We start from the raw sequence: 19,235 nt of genomic DNA, 5'->3' as shown, positions 1-19,235 counted from the left end.
GGACGAAATGCGGTAAGACTGGCGTCGTGACTGACGAACGCCAGGTGGAAACGCTGCTCAGGGACCTCGCCCCGCAGGTCATCGGGTTGCTGGTGCGCAGGCACGGCCAGTTCGACGCCTGCGAGGACGCCGTGCAGGAAGCCCTGCTCTCGGCCGCGCAGCAGTGGCCGGAGCAGGGCATCCCGGACAGCCCGAAATCCTGGCTGGCGACCGTGGCGTCACGGCGGCTGGTGGACGAGTGGCGCAGCGAGAGCGCGCGGCGGCGGCGCGAGGAGAACTCCGCGCTGATGGACCTGGCCGGACCGGGCGAAGCGTCCACAGCGTCCGATTCGGACGACACGCTCACCGTGCTCTTCCTGTGCTGTCACCCGTCCCTGTCGGCGCCGTCGCAGCTCGCGCTCACCCTGCGCGCGGTCGGCGGCCTGACCACGGGTGAGATCGCGACCGCGTTCCTGGTCCCGGAATCGACGCTGGCCCAGCGGATCAGCCGCGCGAAACAGACCATCAAGAAGGCGGGCGCGGAGTTCGTCCTCCCGCCGCCCGCCGAACTCGCCGACCGGCTGCGCGTCGTCCTCCAGGTGCTGTACCTGATCTTCAACGAGGGCTACACGGCCAGCGGCGGCCCCGAGCTGCACCGCGCCGACCTCACCACCGAGGCGGTGCGGCTGGCCCGCCTGCTGCACCGGCTGATGCCCGAGGAGGACGAGGTCACCGGTCTGCTCGCGCTCATGCTGCTGACCGACGCCCGCCGCGCCGCCCGTGCGGCGGGGGACGGCTCCCTCATCCCGCTCGCCGACCAGGACCGGTCCCGGTGGGACGCGGAGATGATCGCCGAGGGCGTCTCACTGGTGAGCGGGGTCCTCGAAACCGGGCCGGTCGGGCCGTACCAGGTGCAGGCCGCGATCGCCGCCGTCCACGACGAGGCGGCCACCGCGCACGACACCGACTGGACCCAGATCCTCGCGCTCTACGACGTCCTCGAGAAGGTCTCGCCCGGCCCGGTCGTCACGCTCAACCGCGCCGTCGCGGTCGCCCAGGTCCACGGGCCGGAAGCGGGCCTCGACCTGCTCGGCACCCTCGACGACGACAGCCGGATGAGCCAGACCCACCGGCTCGACTCCGTGCGCGGGCACCTGCTCGAACTGGCCGGGGACACCGGCGCGGCGCGCGAGGCCTACCTCCGGGCCGCCGAAAAGACCGCGAGCGAACCCGAAAAGCAGTACCTGACCCGGCGTGCGGAGCGGCTCACCTGAGCACACGAAGGATCGTGTCGTGTGATTCGCCGTGGACGTAGCCCGTGTAGACGGCGTGGATCCGGTGCTCCGTGCCGTCGTACCGGGTCACGGTCGCCTTGATCGGGATGTCGCGCCGCCTTTCCACCCGCGACAACTCCTCGTACGGCAGCCAGACCGACCCCGCCCTGGCGGCGACCGCGAACGGCTCTTCGGCCATCAGGTCGAGCAGTCCCTGTTTCCCGTTGTCGGACACCTTTCCCGCGACAGGCGCGAAGATCAGGCCGCGTTCGGTGATCAGCAGATGTCCCGGCCGATCGTCGAAGCGCACGTTCGCCAGCCCGCCGATCACCGCCGAGCCGCGCGGGGTGACCCGCTCCGCGCCGCCGCCCGTGGCCGCGGGGTCGATACCCAGTCCCGCCAAGGTCGCACGGGCCCGCGCGACCTCTTCCGGTCCGCCGATCAGCAGATCTTCGACGAGTTCGGAAAGATCCACGGCGGATCCGTCGGGGTGGGTGAAATCCGGTTCGTCATCCCATCGGTGCGCGAACCGGACCGAGCCCGCGTCGCAGGCGGCCAGCAGGAGAGCGGCTTCCAGCCCCTCCTTGGGAATGTCCGCTTGGGGAAGCGCGAGAAGCGCTTCGAGGGTTCCCACCGGCTGTCCTGAAGCCCGTGCGATCGCGCGGTACGCGGCCTCGGCCTCCTCCTTCAGCCGTGTCAGCGCCGACTCACGCGGGTATTCGTCCCAAGGAAGGCGGCGTCGGCCGCTGAAATCGAAGACGGACTCTTCGAGCCGGGCCGCGGTATGCGCGGAATCGGCGAGCAGGCCCAGCGCCGGGCGTTCGTCCACATCGGACCTGTCCGGCGCGTATTCCAACGCCCACAGGCGTTCCACGGTCGGCGGGTGGGTGTCCCAGCGCGACGGGGCACGGAGGGGCGCGTCGGCGACGGACAGCCGATCGCGGCGCGCTTCGAGCATCCGCGCGAAGCCGCCGTAGACGTCGGCGGGGGCCAGTCCGACCTTCGCGCCCACCCCGACGCGGAGATGCAGGTAACGGACCCATTCGCCGCCGATCAGCGGAAGCAGCCGCAACGCCGACTGCGCCGGAACCCGCCCGGCGATCCGGCCCATGACCTGGTCGGCGCCGTATTCACGCCGTCGGCTCGCGACCCGCTGGGTCAGGATGAACAGCCGCGCGTAGCCGCGGAACAGCCAGGACAGCGGGTTGATCGTGCGGCGGGGGAAGCGTTCGAGCATCCGTGCCACGGCGACGTGGGCGCGGTAGCCCGGCACGCTGGTCTCCCCGTCCAGTTGCCCGTAGTGGCCGAATTCGTGCGCCAGCACCGCGCGCACCTGCGCGCGGGTGAACGCCTGGAGCACCGGATAGCCGATCATGAGGAATCGGCGGCCGGGCTTCAGGCCGAACAGGCCCGCCTGCTCGACGACCGACGCCCCCGGTGCCGCCGCGAGCCACACCTGGTCCGGCGGCCTGGTCCCGATCGTCTCCGCCAGTTCGGTGAGGGTGGCCCACAGCTCCGGGGCGTCGTCGCGGTAGAGCGGAATTCCGTTCGGCACGAAGGGTTTCTCCCGGAACGGGAGCAGGGCCGCGACTCCGGCGCCGAGCAGCAGGCCCAGTCCGAGCGCGGCGACGAGGAACACCAGGCCGTTGTCGATCGTGCCCAGCAGGAGTCCGCCACCGAAGGCCAGCAGGACGAAGACCAGCGCGGCCAGGACGTAGAACCCCGCTACCAGGAGCACGACCTTGGCCGCGCGAAGCCACCCTCGCATGGCGGTGAACCTACCCGGTTACGACGTCCAGGTAGTCCAGATTGGCCGGACCGCCGGCCGACGTCGCGGTCAGCCGGATCGTGTTCGTGCCCGCCGCCAGGGTCAGCGCCCGGGTGACCGTGCTCCAGTTCGTCCACGCCCCCGTTCCGGGGAACAGGACGCCGGTGGCCACGACCGTGCCGTTCACCGAGAGGTCGACGGGACGGCTCGCGGTGGAACCGTTGGCATAGCCGAAGCTCAGCCGCACCGGACCACCCGCGGCGTCGACCTTCCACTCGACATGGCTGCCGACGGCGTTGGCACCGTTGACGAATCCGGTCCCGGAGTAGCCCGCGTGGTTCGTGTCGATCGTCCCGCCGCTGGACATCGTGCCCGCCTCGGCCTCGAACCTCGCCGCCGGCCCGCCTGCTCCCTTGGAGACGCGGTAGACCACGGTCCCGTGCGCCGGAACGGATGCGCTGATCGTCCCGGTGGTCGTCCGCGTCGCCTTCGACCAAAGGTCCTTCAGCTCGTACGAGGGCGCGCCGCCGATGCCGAGCGCCGACGCGGTGGTGGCGATCGTCACGGCGGAAGTGTTCTCATTGGACAGTGCGACCGCGCGGTCGCCATTGGCCAGCACCTTGTTGTAGACGACCAGACCGCCGTCGGAACTCACGACGGTCGCCTGCTTGCCCAGCGGGTCCTGGTCCAGGGCGATGACGTCGGTGTTCTTGAGGATGGCGAGCGTCTCCGCCCCGGCCTTGCGCAGATCCGCGCCGATGAGGAGCGGCGCGGCCATCATCGCCCACAGGCTGAAATGGGTGCGGTACTCGGTGGCGGTCATGCCGCCGTTGCCGACTTCGAGCATGTCCGGGTCGTTCCAGTGACCGGGGCCGGCGTAGCGCGCGAGCACCCGGTTGGCCTTGGCCTTGCCGATCATGCTCGTCCAGTTGTCGGAGATGTCGCCGGTGGTGCGCCACAGGTTCCCGACCGGCTCACCCCAGGTCCACACCTTGGGGTCGGTCCGCCCCCATTCGCAGATCGAGTAGACGATCGGGCGGCCGGTCTTCGCGAGCGCGTCACGCATCGCCGTGTACCGCTTCCGCGCGTCGACGCCCTGGTTGTTGCAGTTGTCGTATTTCAGGTAGTCGACGCCCCACGAGGCGAACAGGTTCGCGTCCTGCTGCTCGTGCCCGAGCCCGCCCGGAAAACCCGCGGTGTTGCAGGTCTTGGTTCCGGCACTGGTGTAGATGCCGAACTTGAGGCCCTTCGAGTGCACATAGTCGGCGAGTGCCTTGATGCCGCCGGGAAAGCGCTTCGGATCCGGTTGCAGGTCCCCTCGCGCGTTCCGGGTGGGCAGCGCCCAGCAGTCGTCGATGTTGACGTACCGGTAACCGGCGTCCTTCAAGCCCTGCGAGACGAAGATGTCCGCGATGCCCTTGATCATCGCCTCGTCGAACTCCGCGCGGCACTGTGTGGTGTTCCAGTTGTTGAACCCCATCGGCGGGGTTCTGGCGAGGCCGTTTTCCAGCGCCAGCGCGGGTTCGGGGACCGACAGGACCGGGGTCAGTGCGAAGGCCGCGACGGCGAGGGCGGCGCACCGCCGCGCGAAAGTGGATGCCGACATGCTCTCTCCTTGGACGCGCTCGGGGAAGGCATCCGACGAGTACGCGGCGGAGGAGCACTCGTAGAACGAATCTTGAGTAAAGAGTGCTTACGAAGCGGGGTCAAGCCCGGGTGTGCGCGGTTTCCCGGCCACCGTGCACCACGTTCTCCGGAAACGGACGGCGGTCACTCCTCGGCCTTGCGAGCGGTGGCCATGGCGCGTTCGGTTTCCCAGAACGCGCGCATCGACACGATCAGCCCGTCCTCGCGCACCCGGTAGACGAACACGCCGTCGGTGTCGACGCGATAGCCGCCGGGGAGGTACGTGGTGATCGTGCCGACGTTCGCGACCTCGTCACCGGCCGCGTGGGAGTCGCGGACGGTGAACTGGAACCGCTCGACGCATCCGATCGTCTTGTCCCAGAAGGCGCTGATCCCGTCGTGACCGTGGTGCCCCTTGCCCTCTTCGTCGAACATCGACCGGCCGACGGGGTCCTCGACGACGGCGTCCCCGGCGAAGAGCGCGAGCCAGGCGGCCTTGTCCCCGGCGGTCACGGCGGTCATCGAGCGGTACGCGGCCTGGCGCGCGGGCGGCTGAGTTGTGGCCGGATCCCAGCAGACGTCGACACCCATGCTCAGTCTCCGATCTTCGCGATGATCTCGTCGCCGAACTTCTTGATGGAATCGAGTTTCGGGCCGACTTCGGCGTCGAAGCCGAGACCGTCGAAGACCCACGGCATGGTGATGATGTCGGTGACGCCGATGTCGCCCTGCTCGCGGTAGCCGTCGAGGCCGAACTTGTCGATGCAGACGGCCTGATACTCGAAGGGGACGTCGGCGCGGCCCTGTTCGGCCAGCAGGGCGCGCAGCCGGGTGATGGTGTCGCGCAGGTCGTCGAACTTCATCATCGCCGAGGACCAGCCGTCCCCGACGCGGGCGGCCCGGCGCAGCGCGACCTCGGTGTGGCCGCCGATGTAGAACGGCACCCGTGACGGCGGCGTCGGGCTCATCCGGAGCTTGTCGAAGTCGAAGAACTCGCCGTGGAACTCGACCATCCCGCCGTCGAGGATCAGCCGCAGGACGTCGATCGCCTCGTCCACGCGTTTGCCGCGCTTCTCGTACGGCGCTCCGCACCAGCGGAACTCCTCCGGCGACCAGCCGACGCCGAGCCCGAGCCCGAACCGGCCGCCGGTCAGCGCCGCGACCGAGTTGACCTGACGCGCCAGCAGGACCGGGTTGCGGGAGCCGAGTTTGAGCACGGAGGTGTAGAAGGTGAGCCGTTCGGTGACCGCGCCCATCGAGGCGGCCGCGATCAGCGGATCGGCCCAGGGCGTCTCCTCGGTCCAGAAACGACTGCCGTCGGGCGTGTACGGATAGTCGGCCGAGACGGTTTCGGAATAGAACAGGGAATCCGGGAGCGCGATCGAGGAGAACCCCGCCTCTTCGGCGGCGCGGGCGAGCTCGCCCAGCTGATCGAGCGGATTCATCGCGATCGACAGGGTGAACTTCATGGAGCCGAACTATAACGTGTTCTAGTTTCTCCCGCCAGTGCCCGCGGTGACCGGGAGCACTCGCCGGGAACCCCCGGCACCCACCCCGCGTTGTCCGGGCAAAGGCCGAACGATTCCTGGAGTGAACCCATGGGCACCGCGATCTTCCTGATCGTGCTCCTCGCCGTCGTGGTCGGCGGCGGCATCTACTTCGCGAAATCCCAGGCGGCGGCCAAGAAGCGCCAGCTGGACGACGCGAAGGCGGACGCACGGCGCCTCGTCGAGCGGCTCGGCGGTCAGGTCATGAACATCACCGGCACGGACACCGCCTCCCAGCAGGCCATGGCGGACGCGTCCGAACGCTTCACCGCGGCGGGCTCCCAGATGGAGCAGGCGCAGACCGTCGAACAGGCTCGTCTGGTGCGTGAGACCGCCATCGAGGGTCTTTACTACGTCCGCGCGGCCCGCGTCGCGATGGGCATGGACCCCGGTCCGGAATTGCCCGGCAGCGAAGAGCGCGACCGGGCCGGCAAGGTCACCGAGTACCGCTCGGTCGACGTCGAAGGCGAGCACTACGAGGCTTCGCCGGACCCGAGCCAGCGAACGCCGCACTACTACCCCGGTGGGCGCGTGGCGGGCCGTCCGGTGCCGCAGGGCTGGTACAGCGAGCCGTGGTGGAAGCCCGCGCTCGTCGCCGGTGCCTGGGGTCTCGGTTCGATGCTGCTGTTCAGCGCGATGTTCTCCGGCATGGCGGGCGTCGCGAGCGCTTCGGCCTGGGAGTCGGGGTACGACGCCGGGCAGGAGGACGCGGCCGCGGACGCGGGCGGCGACGCCGGTGGTGACATGGGCGGGGACGCCGGTGGCTTCGATGGCGGCGGCTTCGACGGTGGCGGTTTTGACGGCGGTGGCTTCGACGGCGGCGGGTTCGACTTCTAGCCCGCTTCGCTCTTTTCAAGCGCTATGAAAGGTCCTTTCCTTGCAAAATTTGCGAGGAAAGGACCTTTCATAGCGTTCGGGACCCAGGCCGCGGTGATTCGTCGGTGCAGGTGGTCGTGAGTGGTGAGTGTCGTTCTAACGACACTTACCACTCACGACCAGGCCATACCTCGCAAGTAGTCGACTACTGCGATGTCGGGCTCGGCTGCGGTTTGGGGCTGAAGGGCGCCTTCCCCGCGTCGCATGCAGGGAAAGCGCCCTTCGCCGCGTGAGATGCGGGGAAGGCGCCCTTCAGCCCCGCATACCTGCCGAATCCCGGTCGTGAGTGGTAATGACGGTTCTAACCGTCATTACCACTCACGAGACCACGTGGCATCCGGGACCGAGGTCCGCGGCCGTCAGCCCGGCTGGCAGGTGGGGCACCAGAAGAGGTTCCGCGCGGCCAGGTCGCTGCGCAGCACCGCCGTCCCGCAGACGAGACACGGCAGCCCTTCGCGGCGGTAGACGTAGACCTCGCCCCCGTGCCGGTCCTGCCGCGGCGCGCGGCCGGTGACCTCGGGCAGATGCTCCGGCGCGACCGTGTCGATCCGTCCCACCCGGACACCGTGCCGCATGAGCGTCACGAGATCCGCCCACAGGTCGTCCCACAGCCCGCGATCGAGCGCGCGACCCGGGACGAGCGGGGCGACACCGTGCCGGAACAGCACCTCGGCGCGATACACGTTGCCGACACCCGCCAGCACCGACTGATCCATCAGCAGTGCCGCGATCGACGTCTTCGACCGCGAGATCCGCTCCCACGCCTTGTCCGGTTTCGCGTCTCGGCGCAGCGGATCCGGGCCCAGCCGGGCCTTGATCGCGTCGACCTGCGGCGCGTCCAGGAGTTCGCACCGGTTCGGGCCGCGCAGGTCGGCCGAATGCGTCGGACCGATCAGCCGCATCCGCACCTGTCCCACCGGTTCCGAAACCGGCAGGGCGTCGTCGGAGAACGTGCCGTAGAGGCCGAGGTGGATGTGCACCGTCCCGTGTGGACCGTAGTCGTGGAACAGGTGCTTCCCGTACGCCTCGGCCTTCACCAGCACCCGGCCGTCCAAACGGGACGCTTCGGTGGCGAACCGTCCCTGCGGGCTGCTCACTTCGACCGGGTGACCGGCGAAACGGCGTTTGTGCAGACGTGCCAGGCGATGGAGCGTGTGCCCCTCGGGCATGTCAGTGCTCGGGCAGCGGCGGCGGCCAGCCGGTGTTCTCGTAGTCGAGGATCTGCTGGACCCGGCGTCCGTGCCGCTCGTCCGGGCTCGGCGGGGTCGCGAGGAACGCGTCGACGATCTCGGTCGCTTCCTCGGCCGTGTGCATCCGCGCGCCGACGCCGATCAGCTGGGCGTGGTTGTGCTCACGGGTGAGCTTCGCGGTCTCGACGCTCCACGCGAGGCCGGCGCGGGCACCCTTCACCTTGTTGGCCGCGATCTGCTCGCCGTTGCCGGATCCGCCGACGACGATGCCGAGGCTGCCCTCGTCGGCGACGACCCGGCGGGCCGCCTCGATGCAGAAGGCCGGGTAGTCGTCGGCCGCGTCGTAGACGAAGGGACCGACGTCCTCGACGTCGTGACCCTGCTCCTTGAGGTGGGCCACGAGGTGGTTCTTCAGTTCGAAACCGGCATGGTCAGAGCCAAGGTAAACACGCACAGCGCGGAGTCTGCCATCACCGCGCGCCTCGGGCATGCTCTGGGGGTGGACATCTGGGGACAGCGGGAATCCGACATCAGACTCGAATGGGGACCCGAGGGCATCGATGCACTGAAGGACGGCTGCGCCGTTCTGATCATCGTCGACGTGCTTTCCTTCTGCACCACAACGGATCTCGTCCTCGGCAACGGCGGCCGTGTGCTGCCCGTCCGCTGGCGCGATCGTCGCGCCGGGGAAGAAGCGAAGGCCGCCGGAGCCATCCTGGCGGGTGAAGGCGAATGGACCCTGCGGCCTTGTTCTGTGACGGAAATCCCTTCCGGCACGCTCCTCGCCCTCCCCTCCCCCAATGGGGCCACGCTCTGCGACGCCGCGGCCACGACGGGGGCCCACGTTTTGGCGGGCTGCCTGCGCAACGCCTCCGCCGTCGCCGCACGCGCGGCCGGACTCGCGGACGGCCGTCCGATCGGCGTCGTCCCGGCCGGGGAACGCTGGGGTATCGACGTACTCGGCGACGAAGGCACGTTCGGGCCGCTGCGGCCCTGCGTGGAAGACCATCTCGGCGCCGGCGCGATCGTCGCCGCGCTAAGCCATTACGGCCGTATGTCCGCCGAAGCCCGCCTCGCGGCCATCGCGGCCGAGGCGACCGACATCCCCGAAGCGCTGGCAGAGTGTTCCTCAGGGCGGGAGCTGGCCGCGGCCGGGCACGCGAACGACGTGACGCTCGCCGCACGGCTCGACACGAGCAGCACGGTTCCGGTGCTGCGCAAAGGAATTCTGGAGGACTCGTGACTTGGCTCGAACTCGCGGACGGCGTGTACGCCCGCCGCTACGAGGAGCTGGACCTGACCGTCGGCCTGGTCGTCGGCGGTGAACGCTGCCTGGTCGTCGACGTCCGCGGCGACGTCGAGCAGGGCGCCGAACTCGCCGCGGCGGTACGGGAGATCACCCCGCTGCCGTGGTCGGTCGTCTACACCCACGCGCATTTCGACCACGCCTACGGCACCACGGCGTTCCTGCCCTGCGACGTCTGGGCGCACGAAGCGTGCCTGCCCGAGCTGACCACGTACGGCGAGGGTGCCCGTAAAAAGTGGATCGAGCACTACCTCAAAGAGAACCGGCCCGAAATGGCGAAGGCGCTGGAACGCACGGTGCTCACCATGCCGGACCGCCTGGTCACCGACACGGCCGAGATCGACCTCGGCGGTCGCGTGGTCGTGCTGCGGTTCCTCGGCCACGCTCACACCGATCACGACCTCTTCGTGCACGTGCCCGACGCCGGGGTCCTCTACGCGGGCGACGCCGTCGAGAACGCCGAAGCAGGCTTCAGCGCGTTCTCCTTCAACGACGGCAGCTCGCTGCCCGGGTGGACAGGCGTGATGGACGCGATCCTCACGCTGGAACCGAAGATCATCGTCGCCGGGCACGGAGACCCGGTCGACACCGCGTTCATCGCGAAGCACCGCGATGGGTTGCGCGAACTCGTCGCGCTCAAAACACGGATCAAGGCAGGGGAGCTCACGACGGACGAAGCCGTCGCGAAGTCCCCCTACCCCGACGATGTCACCAGGGCCGCGCTGGAGACCCCTTAATCGAAGTTCAGGTCCCCGGTCCGGGTGCGCTTCAGCTCGAAGAAGTCCGGGTAGCTCGCCAGCGCGCGGGCGCCGTCGAAGATCTTGACGGCGTCCTCGCCGCGCGGGATCGAGCTGAGCACCGGGCCGAAGAAGGCGACCCCGTCGATGTGGATGGTCGGGGTGCCGACGTCCATTCCGACCGGATTCATACCTTCGTAGTGACTCTTCTTGAGTGCCTCGTCGTACTCGGTCGACTCCGCGGCCTCCGCCAGTTCGGCCGGGGCACCGATGGCCTCGAGGGCCTCCTTGATGACCTGCGGGATGTCCTTGTTGCCCTGGTTGTGGTGGCGCGTGCCGAACTCCGTGTAGAAGTCGCGCAGGGCCTCCTCGCCGTTCTTCTGCGCCAGCGCGGTCGCGACGCGGACCGGGCCCCAGCCGCGGTCCAACAGCTCCTTGTACTGCTCAGGCAGGTCCTCGCGGCCGCTGTTGAGTTCGGACAGGCTCATGATCCTGAAGTTCAGGTCGAGCGAACGCTGCTTCTCCACTTCGAGGATCCAGCGCGAGCTGATCCAGGCGAAGGGACAGATCGGATCGAAGTAGAAGTCGACCTTGGTCGTCTCGGACGGGGCGGTCATCAAGTTTCTCCCAATGCCATCGTCTGGTGGAGCGGGTGCCTACGGAGTGCTACACAGCGAGCCAACATCGCGGCCGTCGGTGTTGTTCCCGTCGTCAGCACCGGGCTCGACATGATTGGATGCCTGTAGTTGGAAACCAAAACCGATACCGATGACCAGAGGTGCCAGTGCCCGCCCCCAACCTGACCCGAGACCAAGCCAAGCTGCGCGCGGATCTGCTCGACGTCGAGTCCTACGACATCGAGCTGGACCTGACCGACGGCCGCGGCGGTCCCGGTGAGAAGACCTTCACGTCGAAGACGACGATCAAGTTCGCGAGCGCCAGAAGCGGCGAGGCGTCGTGGGTCGACATCGTCGCCGAGGGGATCGAGTCGGCCGTCCTCAACGGGACGGAACTCGACGTCAGCGGGTACGTCGAGGACAAGGGCATCGAGCTGCCCGGCCTCGCGGGGTCGAACGAACTCGTCGTGGACGCGGTCTGCCGGTACATGAACACCGGCGAAGGCCTGCACCGGTTCGTCGACCCGGTCGACGACGGCGTCTACCTCTACACGCAGTTCGAGACCGCCGACGCGAAGCGCATGTTCGCCTGCTTCGACCAGCCCGACCTCAAGTCGGTCTACCGGCTCACCGTGCTCGCGCCGAAGGACTGGAAGGTCATTTCGAACGCGCTGGTCGAGTCGGCCGAAGAGACCCCGGAAGGCGCCGTCCGCACCGTCTTCGCCGTGTCCGAGCGGATTTCGACCTATCTGGTCGCGCTGATCGCGGGCCCGTACAGCGAGTGGCGCGACGAGTACTCCGACTCCCACCGCACGATCCCGCTCGGCATCTACTGCCGCGCGTCGCTCGCCGAGCATATGGACGCGGACCGGCTCTTCACCGAGACCAAGCAGGGTTTCGCCTTCTACCACGAGAAGTTCGCCACCCCGTACCCGTTCTCCAAGTACGACCAGCTGTTCGTGCCGGAGTTCAACGCGGGCGCGATGGAGAACGCCGGCGCGGTCACCTTCCTGGAGGACTACGTCTTCCGCAGCCGTGTCACGCGCTACGCCTACGAGCGCCGCGCCGAGACGCTGCTGCACGAGATGGCGCACATGTGGTTCGGCGACCTGGTCACCATGCGCTGGTGGGACGACCTGTGGCTGAACGAGTCGTTCGCGACCTTCGCCAGTGTGCTCGCGCAGGCCGAGGCGACCGAGTACAAGAACGCGTGGACCAGCTTCGCGAACATCGAGAAGTCGTGGGCGTACCGGCAGGACCAGCTGCCCTCGACGCATCCGATCGCCGCGGACATCGTCGATCTGCACGCGGTCGAGGTGAACTTCGACGGCATCACCTACGCCAAGGGCGCGAGCGTGCTCAAGCAGCTCGTCGCCTACGTCGGGCTCGACCACTTCCTCGAAGGCCTGAAGGTCTACTTCGGCAAGCACGCCTGGGGCAACGCGACCCTGGCGGACCTGCTGGGCGCGCTGGAAAAGGCCTCCGGCCGGGATCTGTCGTGGTGGAGCGCGCAGTGGCTGGAGACCACCGGTCTCAACTCGCTGAGCCCGCGCTACGAGGTCGGCGCCGACGGCACGTACACGGCGTTCGCCGTCACGCAGACCGGCGCCAAGCCGGGTGCCGGTGAGCTGCGGACACACCGTGTCGCGGTCGGTGTCTACGACGAGGACGGCGACGGCAAGATCGTCCGCAAGCACCGCGTCGAACTCGACGTCGACGGCGAGCGCACCGAGGTGCCGGATCTGATCGGGCTCCCGGCCGGCAAGCTCGTGCTGGTCAACGACGACGACCTGACCTACTGCACGATGCGGCTCGACCCGACGTCGCTGACGACGCTGATCGACCGCATCGCCGACATCACCGACCCGCTGCCCCGCACGCTGTGCTGGTCGGCGGCGTGGGAGATGACGCGTGAAGCCGAACTCAAGGCGCGCGACTTCGTCACGCTGGTCCAGCGCGGCGTGCACACCGAGACCGAGGTCGGCGTTGTGCAGCGGCTGCTGCTGCAGGCGCAGACGGCGCTGAACTCGTACGCGAACAAGGCGTGGGCGGCGGACAAGGGCTGGCCGGAGTTCTCCGGACGGCTGCTGGAGCTGGCGCAGAGCGCGGAGGCCGGTTCGGACCACCAGCTCGCCTTCGTGAACTCGCTGTCGCACTCGGTGCTCGACGACAAGACGCTGCGGATCATCGCGGGCTGGCTCGACGGGACGGCGCCGCTGGAGGGCCTGACCGTCGACACCGACCTGCGCTGGCGGCTGCTGCAGGCGCTGGTCGCGCACGGCAAGGCGGAGAACCCCGAGATCGACGCGGAACTCGCCAAGGACGACACCGCCGCCGGACGACGCCAGGCGGAGCGCTCGCGGGCGCTGCGGCCGACCGGCGAGGCGAAGGCCGACGCGTGGCAGCGCGCGGTGTACGACGACGAGCTGCCCAACGCGGTCAGCGACTCGCTGATCACCGGGTTCTCCCACCCCGGCCAGAAGCACCTGCTCGGCGACTACGTGACGCGCTACTTCGACGTCATCGACGAGGTGTGGCAGCGGCGCTCCAGCGAGCGGGCGCAGCCGACGGTGGTCGGGCTGTACCCGTCGTGGGCGGTCGAGCCGTCGACCGTGGAGGCGTCGGACGCGTGGCTGGCCGGGGAGCACCCGGCGGCGCTGCGCCGTCTCGTTTCCGAAGGCCGGGCCGGGATCGTGCGGGCGCTGGCCGCCCGTGAGTTCGACTCGCAGGCCGGGGTCTAGGCCATAAACGTTATGAACGGGACTTTCATTGCAAATTTTGCAGTGAAAGTCCCGTTCATAACACTCGGAAGTGCTTGAAGCGAGCGTCAGTGTTGGGGCGAGCCCGCCTGGTCGCTGAGCATCCGCAGGGCGTTCACGAGACCGCCGATGAGGTCGCCTTCCTTGAAGGAGGCCACCATGCTGGCCACGGCGAGCTTCGCGCCGCGGTCGGGCAGGCGGTACCGGGCCTGCGAGCCCGTCACGATCTCGATGACGCGCTGGCCGGGCGACACGGCGACGACCACGGAGTCGGCCGGGTTGTCGGTCGAGTTCAGCAGGCCCTCGGCGGCCGCGCGGCTGTCGTCGCCGAGCTCACCGAGATACACACTGAAGTCGAGGCCCGTCTCGCGGCTGGCCAGCGTCAGTGCCTCGTCCAGCCGAGCAAGCTGCTGGGTCGAGAATGGGCTGATCGGCCCAGCCGGTTCGTACATCTTGGCGGCGGAAATCCGGCCGCTGGAGGTAACGACGGCGCCGTAACCGGGCTCTTCGTCAACAGTTGCGGACGCGTGGGTCAGTTCACCAGTTGCCACGAGCGCCTCCCGTCACCGAAGCTCCATCCGTCGCACCGACGGCGGTCGCGCCGCCCACGTTCGCGTGCGAATGCCTGGCGCCGACACCGTCGGGGTTGGCGCTCCACCACATGGCCGGGTACTCCCACGGCTGCCCCGGCCGGTACCGGGCGACGCCCGCGCCCTTCGACCGCAGCGTGGCCACCCCGCAAAGCGCGTAGATGACCAAGGGGATCACCGCGAAGACCAGGATCGTCTCGACAAGGTTCACGCGCGTGAGCGTATCCGACCCGGGTCCGGAACGCCGTGCCGCACCCGGTCGCGTGACGTGGTCCGCGCCACCGACCGCTCGCCGTCCGAGGGGGGCCGTCCGCCGCTTGCCGCGAAAGCGCTCCCACGTTGAGCCGAAGCCCGCAAGGCCGAAAGGTTGCAACTCAACGTACGGGCGGCCGCACCCGGCGCTGTCGTCTTGTCGCCGCCTTGAAATCCTCGTAGCTTTTTCACCTGTACGGGCCTTGCGCCCAGCTCCCCCACCCCAGCAGGTAACGCACCGGTCGCAGGAGGATATGTCATGCAGAGCACCCAGACACCCGGCCAGGCGATCATCGACGACATTTCGTCACTCTTCGAAACTGAATTCATCCCCGGTACGCGTGTGACGGCGGGCACACGGGTTACTCGCGGTACTCGTGTCACTCGCGGTACCCGCGTCACCGCCGGTACCCGCGTCACGCGCGGCACCCGGGTGACCCGGGGCACCCGCGTCACCGCCGGCACTCGTGTCACCCGTGGCACGCGCGTCACTCGCGGCACCCGCGTGACGGCCGGAACCCGCGTCACCTGCGGCACTCGTGTCACCCGCGGCACGCGTGTCACCCGGGGCACCCGCGTCACCTGCCAGAACGACTTCTCGCTGGCCGCCTGAGCCCGGGTATTACCGGCTGGACGGCGAGTGACGCGGCAGTAGGGGATTGCGTACTTGTAGCGGTACCGAGCAGTATCACGGCATCATCGGCTCGCCCCGGCCGCCGAAAGGCAGCCGGGGCGCCGACGTGTTCGCGGAAAACCTGCGTTCAGAACCCCGGTCAGGCCGCGGTTCCCAGGTACGGCCGCCACAACGGGTCGGCCTCCTTGGAATGGGCGAGCAGCCGCCAGTGCGGGCCGTGCGGGGCCCTCGGCACGACGCGCAGGCGCCAGCCGATCTCGGACAGCAGCTTGTCCGCCTTACGGTGGTTGCACTTGGCGCAGCAGGCCACGCAGTTCGTCCAGCTGTGGGGACCACCACGGCTGCGCGGGACGACGTGGTCGATCGTCTCGGCCCGCCCCCCGCAGTAGGCGCAGCGGTACCGGTCGCGGTGCATCAGCCCGGCCCGGGTCAGCGGCACCTGCGCGCGGTAGGGCACGCGCACGTAGGTGCTCAGCCGGATCACCGAGGGCACGGGCAGCGAGACCGTGGCGGCGTGCAGTTCGAGCCCTCCGGGGTCGCCGTGCACCACCTCGGCCTTGCCGCACATCACCAGGACCACCGCGCGCCGCAACGGCAGCGCCGTGAGCGGCTCGAACGTGGCGTTCAACAGCAATACCCGTCTGCGGCCCCACGAAGTCGCCGTGGGTACCGCCGAAGTCGACGGGTCCCGCCCTCTACGCTGTCCGGGCGGGCGGGCAACACCCCCTGGCCGCGTTCCCGGCCCGCCGAGTGGAGCCCCGTGCGAGGGGGCACCTCCCGGATGAGCGCGCAACACGACCTCCGGCGCCTGTCCGGCCAAGGCTTGGCTCGGGACGCCGAGGGGGATGGGTTGTCGGTCTGGCACTCGACCACCTCCACCGGTGCAGGCATAGTCGACCACAGATCAGCCCCAAAGTGCACGTGTGTTACAAGACGTGTCACATGCGCGCGACCCCGCGTCCACATGAAGTTGGGTGTTTCGAATCCGCGGGGAGTCCTGACGCGCTCAGCAGCGCGAACGGTCCCCGCCGAGCTGGAAAGGACATTTCTTCTCCGTGAACCTGCTGCCCACCGAACCCCCGGCATGCACGAAGGACGCCAGCACGCTGTGCGGCCAGGTGTTCCAGGTCACAAACAACGAGTGGCTCTCCGCGTCGGCCGGCTGGCTGGTCACGAAGCCGATCAAGATCCTGATGATCGTGGCCGTGGCGTTCCTGCTGCGGTACCTGGTCCGGCGCGTGATCAACCGTGTGACGCGGATGCCCGGCGGCTCCTCGAAACTGCCGTCGCTGTTGAGACCGCTGCGGGAGCGGGCCCCCGAAGTGCTCGGCTCGGCCGTGATGGAACGGCGCCGCCAGCGCGCCGCCACGATCGGCTCGGTGCTCAAGTCGATGGCGACGTTCCTGATCTACGGCCTCGCGTTCATCCTCGTGCTGGGCGAACTGGGCATCGACCTGGCGCCGATCATCGCCTCCGCGGGCATCGTCGGTGTCGCGCTCGGTTTCGGTGCGCAGAACCTGGTCAAGGACTTCCTCTCCGGCATCTTCATGATGATCGAGGACCAGTACGGCGTGGGTGACGTCGTCGACGTCGGTGAGGCCTCCGGCACCGTCGAGGCCGTCGGCCTCCGGATCACCACCCTGCGTGACATCAACGGCACCGTCTGGTACGTCCGGAACGGCGAGGTGCTGCGGGTCGGCAACTCGAGCCAGGGCTTCGCGGTGGCCGTCGTCGACGTCCCGCTCAGCTACTCCGCCGACGTCGAGAAGGCCACCGAACTGATGGCCGAGAGGTCGAAGACGCTCCTGGAGAGCGAAGCACTGGCGCCCAACGTCCTGGAGCCGCCCGAGATGCTCGGTGTGGAGACCGTCACGCCCGAGGGCATCAAGCTCCGCCTGACGGTGAAGGTCCGCCCCGGCAAGCAGTGGTCGGTGCAGCGCGCGCTGCGGGCGCACCTGCTCGCCGCGCTCGACGAGGCAGGCTTCGAGCCACCTCTGGGTCGCTTTATGTCCTCCGGCCCCGCGAGCCAGTAGGGCAAGGGCAGAATGGAGCTGTGTCCGTGAGCGAACCAGACCCCACGACCTTGTACGAGGCGATCGGCGGTGAACCGGTGTTCACCCGGATCGTCGCGCGGTTCTACGCCGAAGTGGCGGTCGACGAGGTGCTTCGGCCGCTGTATCCCGAGGAGGACCTCGGCCCGGCCGAGGAGCGTTTCCGGCTGTTCCTCATGCAGTACTGGGGCGGCCCGCACACCTACTCGGACCAGCGCGGCCACCCGCGGCTGCGGATGCGGCACGCGCCGTTCAAGATCGGCCCGATCGAACGCGACGCCTGGCTGCGCTGCATCAAGATCGCCGTCGACGAGGAGAACATCGAGGAGCCCTACCGCTCGCAGCTGTGGGCGTATCTCGAAATGGCCGCCCACAGCATGATGAACAGCTTCGTGTGATGGCAGGGGGCGCGGCCTGGTGGGAGCAGGCGGTCTTCTACCAGGTCTACGTGCGCTCGTTCGCCGATTCCGACGGGGACGGCGTCGGTGACCTCGAAGGCATCCGCGGCAAGCTCGGGTACCTGGAGCTGCTCGGGGTCGACGCGCTGTGGCTGACGCCGTTCTACCGCTCCCCCATGGCCGACCACGGGTACGACATCGCCGACCCGCGCGACGTCGACCCGATGTTCGGGACCCTCGGGGATTTCGACGTCCTGCTGACCGAGGCGCACAAACGCGGCATCAAGGTCACCGTCGACGTCGTCCCCAACCACACCAGCAACACCCACGCCTGGTTCAAATCGGCGATGGCGGCGCCGCCGGGCAGCCCGGAGCGGGATCGCTACATCTTCCGTGACGGGCTCGGCCCGCGCGGCGACCAGCCGCCGAACAACTGGCTCAGCGCGTTCGGCGGCCCGGCGTGGACCCGGGTGCCGGACGGCCAGTGGTACCTGCACCTGTTCTCGCCGCAGCAGCCCGACCTGAACTGGACCAACCACGAGGTCGCCGCCGATCTGGAGCGGACCCTGCGTTTCTGGCTGGACCACGGCGTGGACGGTTTCCGCATCGACGTCGCGCACGGCATGGCGAAACCGCCGGGCCTGCCGGACATGGACCCCCGGGTGAACCCGATCGGCCCAAGCGACTTCTACGACCCTCGGTTCGACCACGACCGGGTCCACGAGATCCACCAGATGATCCGCAAGGTCCTCGACGAGTACCCGGGCACCATGGCCGTCGGCGAGATCTGGGTGACCGACGAGGAACGCCTCGCGCGGTATCTGCGGCCGGACGAACTGCATCTGGCGTTCAACTTCCGGCTCGTCCTCACGCATTTCGACGCGGACGCGCTGCGGACGGCCATCGAGCGGTCCCTGGCGGTGCCGAAGTCCGCCGGGGCGTCCGCCACCTGGACGTTGAGCAACCACGACGTCTGGCGGCAGGTCAGCCGGTACGGCGGGGGTGAGCGGGGCGTGCGGCGGGCGCGGGCGATGGCGCTCGTCGAACTCGCGCTGCCCGGGACGATCTATCTGTACAACGGCGAAGAACTGGGGCTCGGCAACGTCGACCTCCCGCCCGAGGCGCTCGCCGACCCGCGCGCCAAGACCTCCGGCGCCGAATTCGGCCGGGACGCGGCGCGGGTGCCGCTGCCGTGGGAAGGCGACCTGCCGCCGTTCGGTTTCTCGCGCAATCCGCGCACCTGGCTGCCCATGCCCGCCTCGTGGGCGTCGGTGACCGTGGAAGCCCAGCTGGAGGATCCCGCGTCGACGCTTTCGCTGTACCGGCAGGCGATCGAGCTCCGGAAGTCGCACCAGGCCTTCCGCGGTGACGACCTCGAATGGTACGGCGCACCGGCCGGCTGTTTCGCGTTCCGGCGGCGAGGCGGGCTGATCTGCGCGCTGAACACGTCGGCGAGCCCGATCGCGCTGCCGCCGGGTGAGGTGCTGCTCTCCAGCGTTCCGCTGGTGAACGGGAAACTGCCGCCGGACGCGGCCGCTTGGCTCGTCTGAGCGTGACTCGGGGCTGAAGGGCGCTTTCCCCGCATCACATGCGGGGAAAGCGCCCTTCGCCGCGTGAGATGAGGCGAAGGG

The 19,235-nt window shown here is 68.9% G+C and carries 19 protein-coding genes; 9 read left to right on the top strand and 10 right to left on the bottom strand.

The window, feature by feature from the left end:
- The first annotated feature begins 26 nt into the window (after nt 1-26).
- The gene (locus tag L324_RS35860; protein ID WP_037319517.1) at nt 27-1,253 is read left to right on the top strand and encodes an RNA polymerase sigma factor; all 1,227 of its coding nucleotides are present in this window, start codon (nt 27-29) and stop codon (nt 1,251-1,253) included.
- On the opposite strand, the gene L324_RS35855 is transcribed toward L324_RS35860, so the two are convergent.
- The 4 genes from L324_RS35855 to L324_RS35840 all read right to left on the bottom strand — a co-directional run bounded on the left by L324_RS35855 (nt 1,246) and on the right by L324_RS35840 (nt 6,116).
- Entirely contained in the window at nt 1,246-3,021 is a 1,776-nt protein-coding gene (locus tag L324_RS35855) for a M48 family metalloprotease (RefSeq protein WP_037319515.1), read from the bottom strand. The genes L324_RS35860 and L324_RS35855 overlap by 8 nt on opposite strands.
- 10 nt (nt 3,022-3,031) lie before the next feature.
- The gene (locus L324_RS35850; RefSeq protein WP_037319512.1) at nt 3,032-4,627 is read right to left on the bottom strand and encodes a carbohydrate-binding protein; all 1,596 of its coding nucleotides are present in this window, start codon (nt 4,625-4,627) and stop codon (nt 3,032-3,034) included.
- A 164-nt stretch (nt 4,628-4,791) separates the two neighbouring features.
- A complete protein-coding gene (locus L324_RS35845) occupies nt 4,792-5,238 on the bottom strand; it encodes a nuclear transport factor 2 family protein (protein ID WP_037319510.1) in 447 nt (148 codons plus the stop codon).
- 2 nt (nt 5,239-5,240) lie between these two features.
- Nucleotides 5,241-6,116 (bottom strand): LLM class F420-dependent oxidoreductase, encoded by an 876-nt coding sequence (locus L324_RS35840; protein WP_037319508.1) that lies wholly within the window; start codon nt 6,114-6,116, stop codon nt 5,241-5,243.
- 129 nt (nt 6,117-6,245) lie between these two features.
- Between L324_RS35840 and L324_RS35835 the strand changes: the two genes are divergently transcribed.
- Nucleotides 6,246-7,031: a hypothetical protein gene (locus L324_RS35835; RefSeq protein ID WP_037319506.1), complete on the top strand. Its 786-nt coding sequence runs from the start codon at nt 6,246-6,248 to the stop codon at nt 7,029-7,031.
- Nucleotides 7,032-7,429: 398 nt separating this feature from the next.
- Here the strand turns inward: L324_RS35835 and L324_RS35830 are convergent, their stop codons facing one another.
- Nucleotides 7,430-8,239 carry an Fpg/Nei family DNA glycosylase gene (locus L324_RS35830; protein ID WP_037319505.1) on the bottom strand — a complete coding sequence of 270 codons (810 nt, stop codon included), beginning with the start codon at nt 8,237-8,239 and terminating at the stop codon, nt 7,430-7,432.
- A gap of 1 nt (nt 8,240) precedes the next feature.
- A complete protein-coding gene (locus tag L324_RS35825) occupies nt 8,241-8,714 on the bottom strand; it encodes a ribose-5-phosphate isomerase (RefSeq protein WP_037319502.1) in 474 nt (157 codons plus the stop codon).
- A 45-nt stretch (nt 8,715-8,759) separates the two neighbouring features.
- Here L324_RS35825 and L324_RS35820 point away from each other — a divergent pair, with 45 nt between their 5' ends.
- Both L324_RS35820 and L324_RS35815 read left to right on the top strand, forming a co-directional pair.
- Complete coding sequence (locus tag L324_RS35820) at nt 8,760-9,503, top strand: 2-phosphosulfolactate phosphatase (protein WP_037319500.1); 744 nt, start codon at nt 8,760-8,762, stop codon at nt 9,501-9,503.
- Complete coding sequence (locus tag L324_RS35815; RefSeq protein WP_037319497.1) at nt 9,500-10,303, top strand: MBL fold metallo-hydrolase; 804 nt, start codon at nt 9,500-9,502, stop codon at nt 10,301-10,303. The genes L324_RS35820 and L324_RS35815 overlap by 4 nt, the downstream gene beginning before the upstream one ends.
- On the opposite strand, the gene L324_RS35810 is transcribed toward L324_RS35815, so the two are convergent.
- Nucleotides 10,300-10,920 carry a mycothiol-dependent nitroreductase Rv2466c family protein gene (locus tag L324_RS35810; protein ID WP_037319494.1) on the bottom strand — a complete coding sequence of 207 codons (621 nt, stop codon included), beginning with the start codon at nt 10,918-10,920 and terminating at the stop codon, nt 10,300-10,302. The two genes, L324_RS35815 and L324_RS35810, sit on opposite strands and share 4 nt — an antisense overlap.
- A 167-nt stretch (nt 10,921-11,087) precedes the next feature.
- On the opposite strand from L324_RS35810, the gene pepN reads away from it, so the two are divergent.
- The gene (gene pepN / locus L324_RS35805) at nt 11,088-13,661 is read left to right on the top strand and encodes an aminopeptidase N (RefSeq protein WP_037319491.1); all 2,574 of its coding nucleotides are present in this window, start codon (nt 11,088-11,090) and stop codon (nt 13,659-13,661) included.
- An 86-nt stretch (nt 13,662-13,747) separates the two neighbouring features.
- On the opposite strand, the gene L324_RS35800 is transcribed toward pepN, so the two are convergent.
- A complete protein-coding gene (locus L324_RS35800; RefSeq protein ID WP_037319489.1) occupies nt 13,748-14,230 on the bottom strand; it encodes a DUF5130 family protein in 483 nt (160 codons plus the stop codon).
- The gene (gene ctaJ / locus L324_RS35795) at nt 14,217-14,480 is read right to left on the bottom strand and encodes an aa3-type cytochrome oxidase subunit CtaJ (protein ID WP_037319486.1); all 264 of its coding nucleotides are present in this window, start codon (nt 14,478-14,480) and stop codon (nt 14,217-14,219) included. The genes L324_RS35800 and ctaJ overlap by 14 nt, the downstream gene beginning before the upstream one ends.
- Nucleotides 14,481-14,780: 300 nt before the next feature.
- Here ctaJ and L324_RS35790 point away from each other — a divergent pair, with 300 nt between their 5' ends.
- Nucleotides 14,781-15,134 (top strand): hypothetical protein, encoded by a 354-nt coding sequence (locus L324_RS35790; RefSeq protein ID WP_037319484.1) that lies wholly within the window; start codon nt 14,781-14,783, stop codon nt 15,132-15,134.
- A 160-nt stretch (nt 15,135-15,294) separates the two neighbouring features.
- Here L324_RS35790 and L324_RS35785 read toward each other — a convergent pair whose 3' ends face one another.
- On the bottom strand, nt 15,295-15,789 hold the full coding sequence (locus tag L324_RS35785) for an HNH endonuclease (protein ID WP_037319481.1): 495 nt from the start codon (nt 15,787-15,789) through the stop codon (nt 15,295-15,297).
- Between the two features lie 421 nt (nt 15,790-16,210).
- On the opposite strand from L324_RS35785, the gene L324_RS35780 reads away from it, so the two are divergent.
- From L324_RS35780 to L324_RS35770, 3 genes are read left to right on the top strand one after another with little or no spacing between them, the layout of a single operon-like run.
- On the top strand, nt 16,211-17,188 hold the full coding sequence (locus L324_RS35780; protein ID WP_037319479.1) for a mechanosensitive ion channel family protein: 978 nt from the start codon (nt 16,211-16,213) through the stop codon (nt 17,186-17,188).
- A gap of 20 nt (nt 17,189-17,208) precedes the next feature.
- The gene (locus L324_RS35775; RefSeq protein ID WP_037319477.1) at nt 17,209-17,604 is read left to right on the top strand and encodes a globin; all 396 of its coding nucleotides are present in this window, start codon (nt 17,209-17,211) and stop codon (nt 17,602-17,604) included.
- Nucleotides 17,604-19,154 (top strand): glycoside hydrolase family 13 protein, encoded by a 1,551-nt coding sequence (locus L324_RS35770; RefSeq protein ID WP_037319475.1) that lies wholly within the window; start codon nt 17,604-17,606, stop codon nt 19,152-19,154. Before L324_RS35775 ends, L324_RS35770 begins: the two co-directional genes overlap by 1 nt.
- Nucleotides 19,155-19,235: the final 81 nt, after the last annotated feature.

It is taken from the genome of Amycolatopsis orientalis DSM 40040 = KCTC 9412 (assembly GCF_000478275.1).
GTDB lineage: Bacteria > Actinomycetota > Actinomycetes > Mycobacteriales > Pseudonocardiaceae > Amycolatopsis > Amycolatopsis orientalis.
Note: the sequence above shows the minus strand (reverse complement) of the source record. Positions and strands in the feature narration are given on the sequence as shown.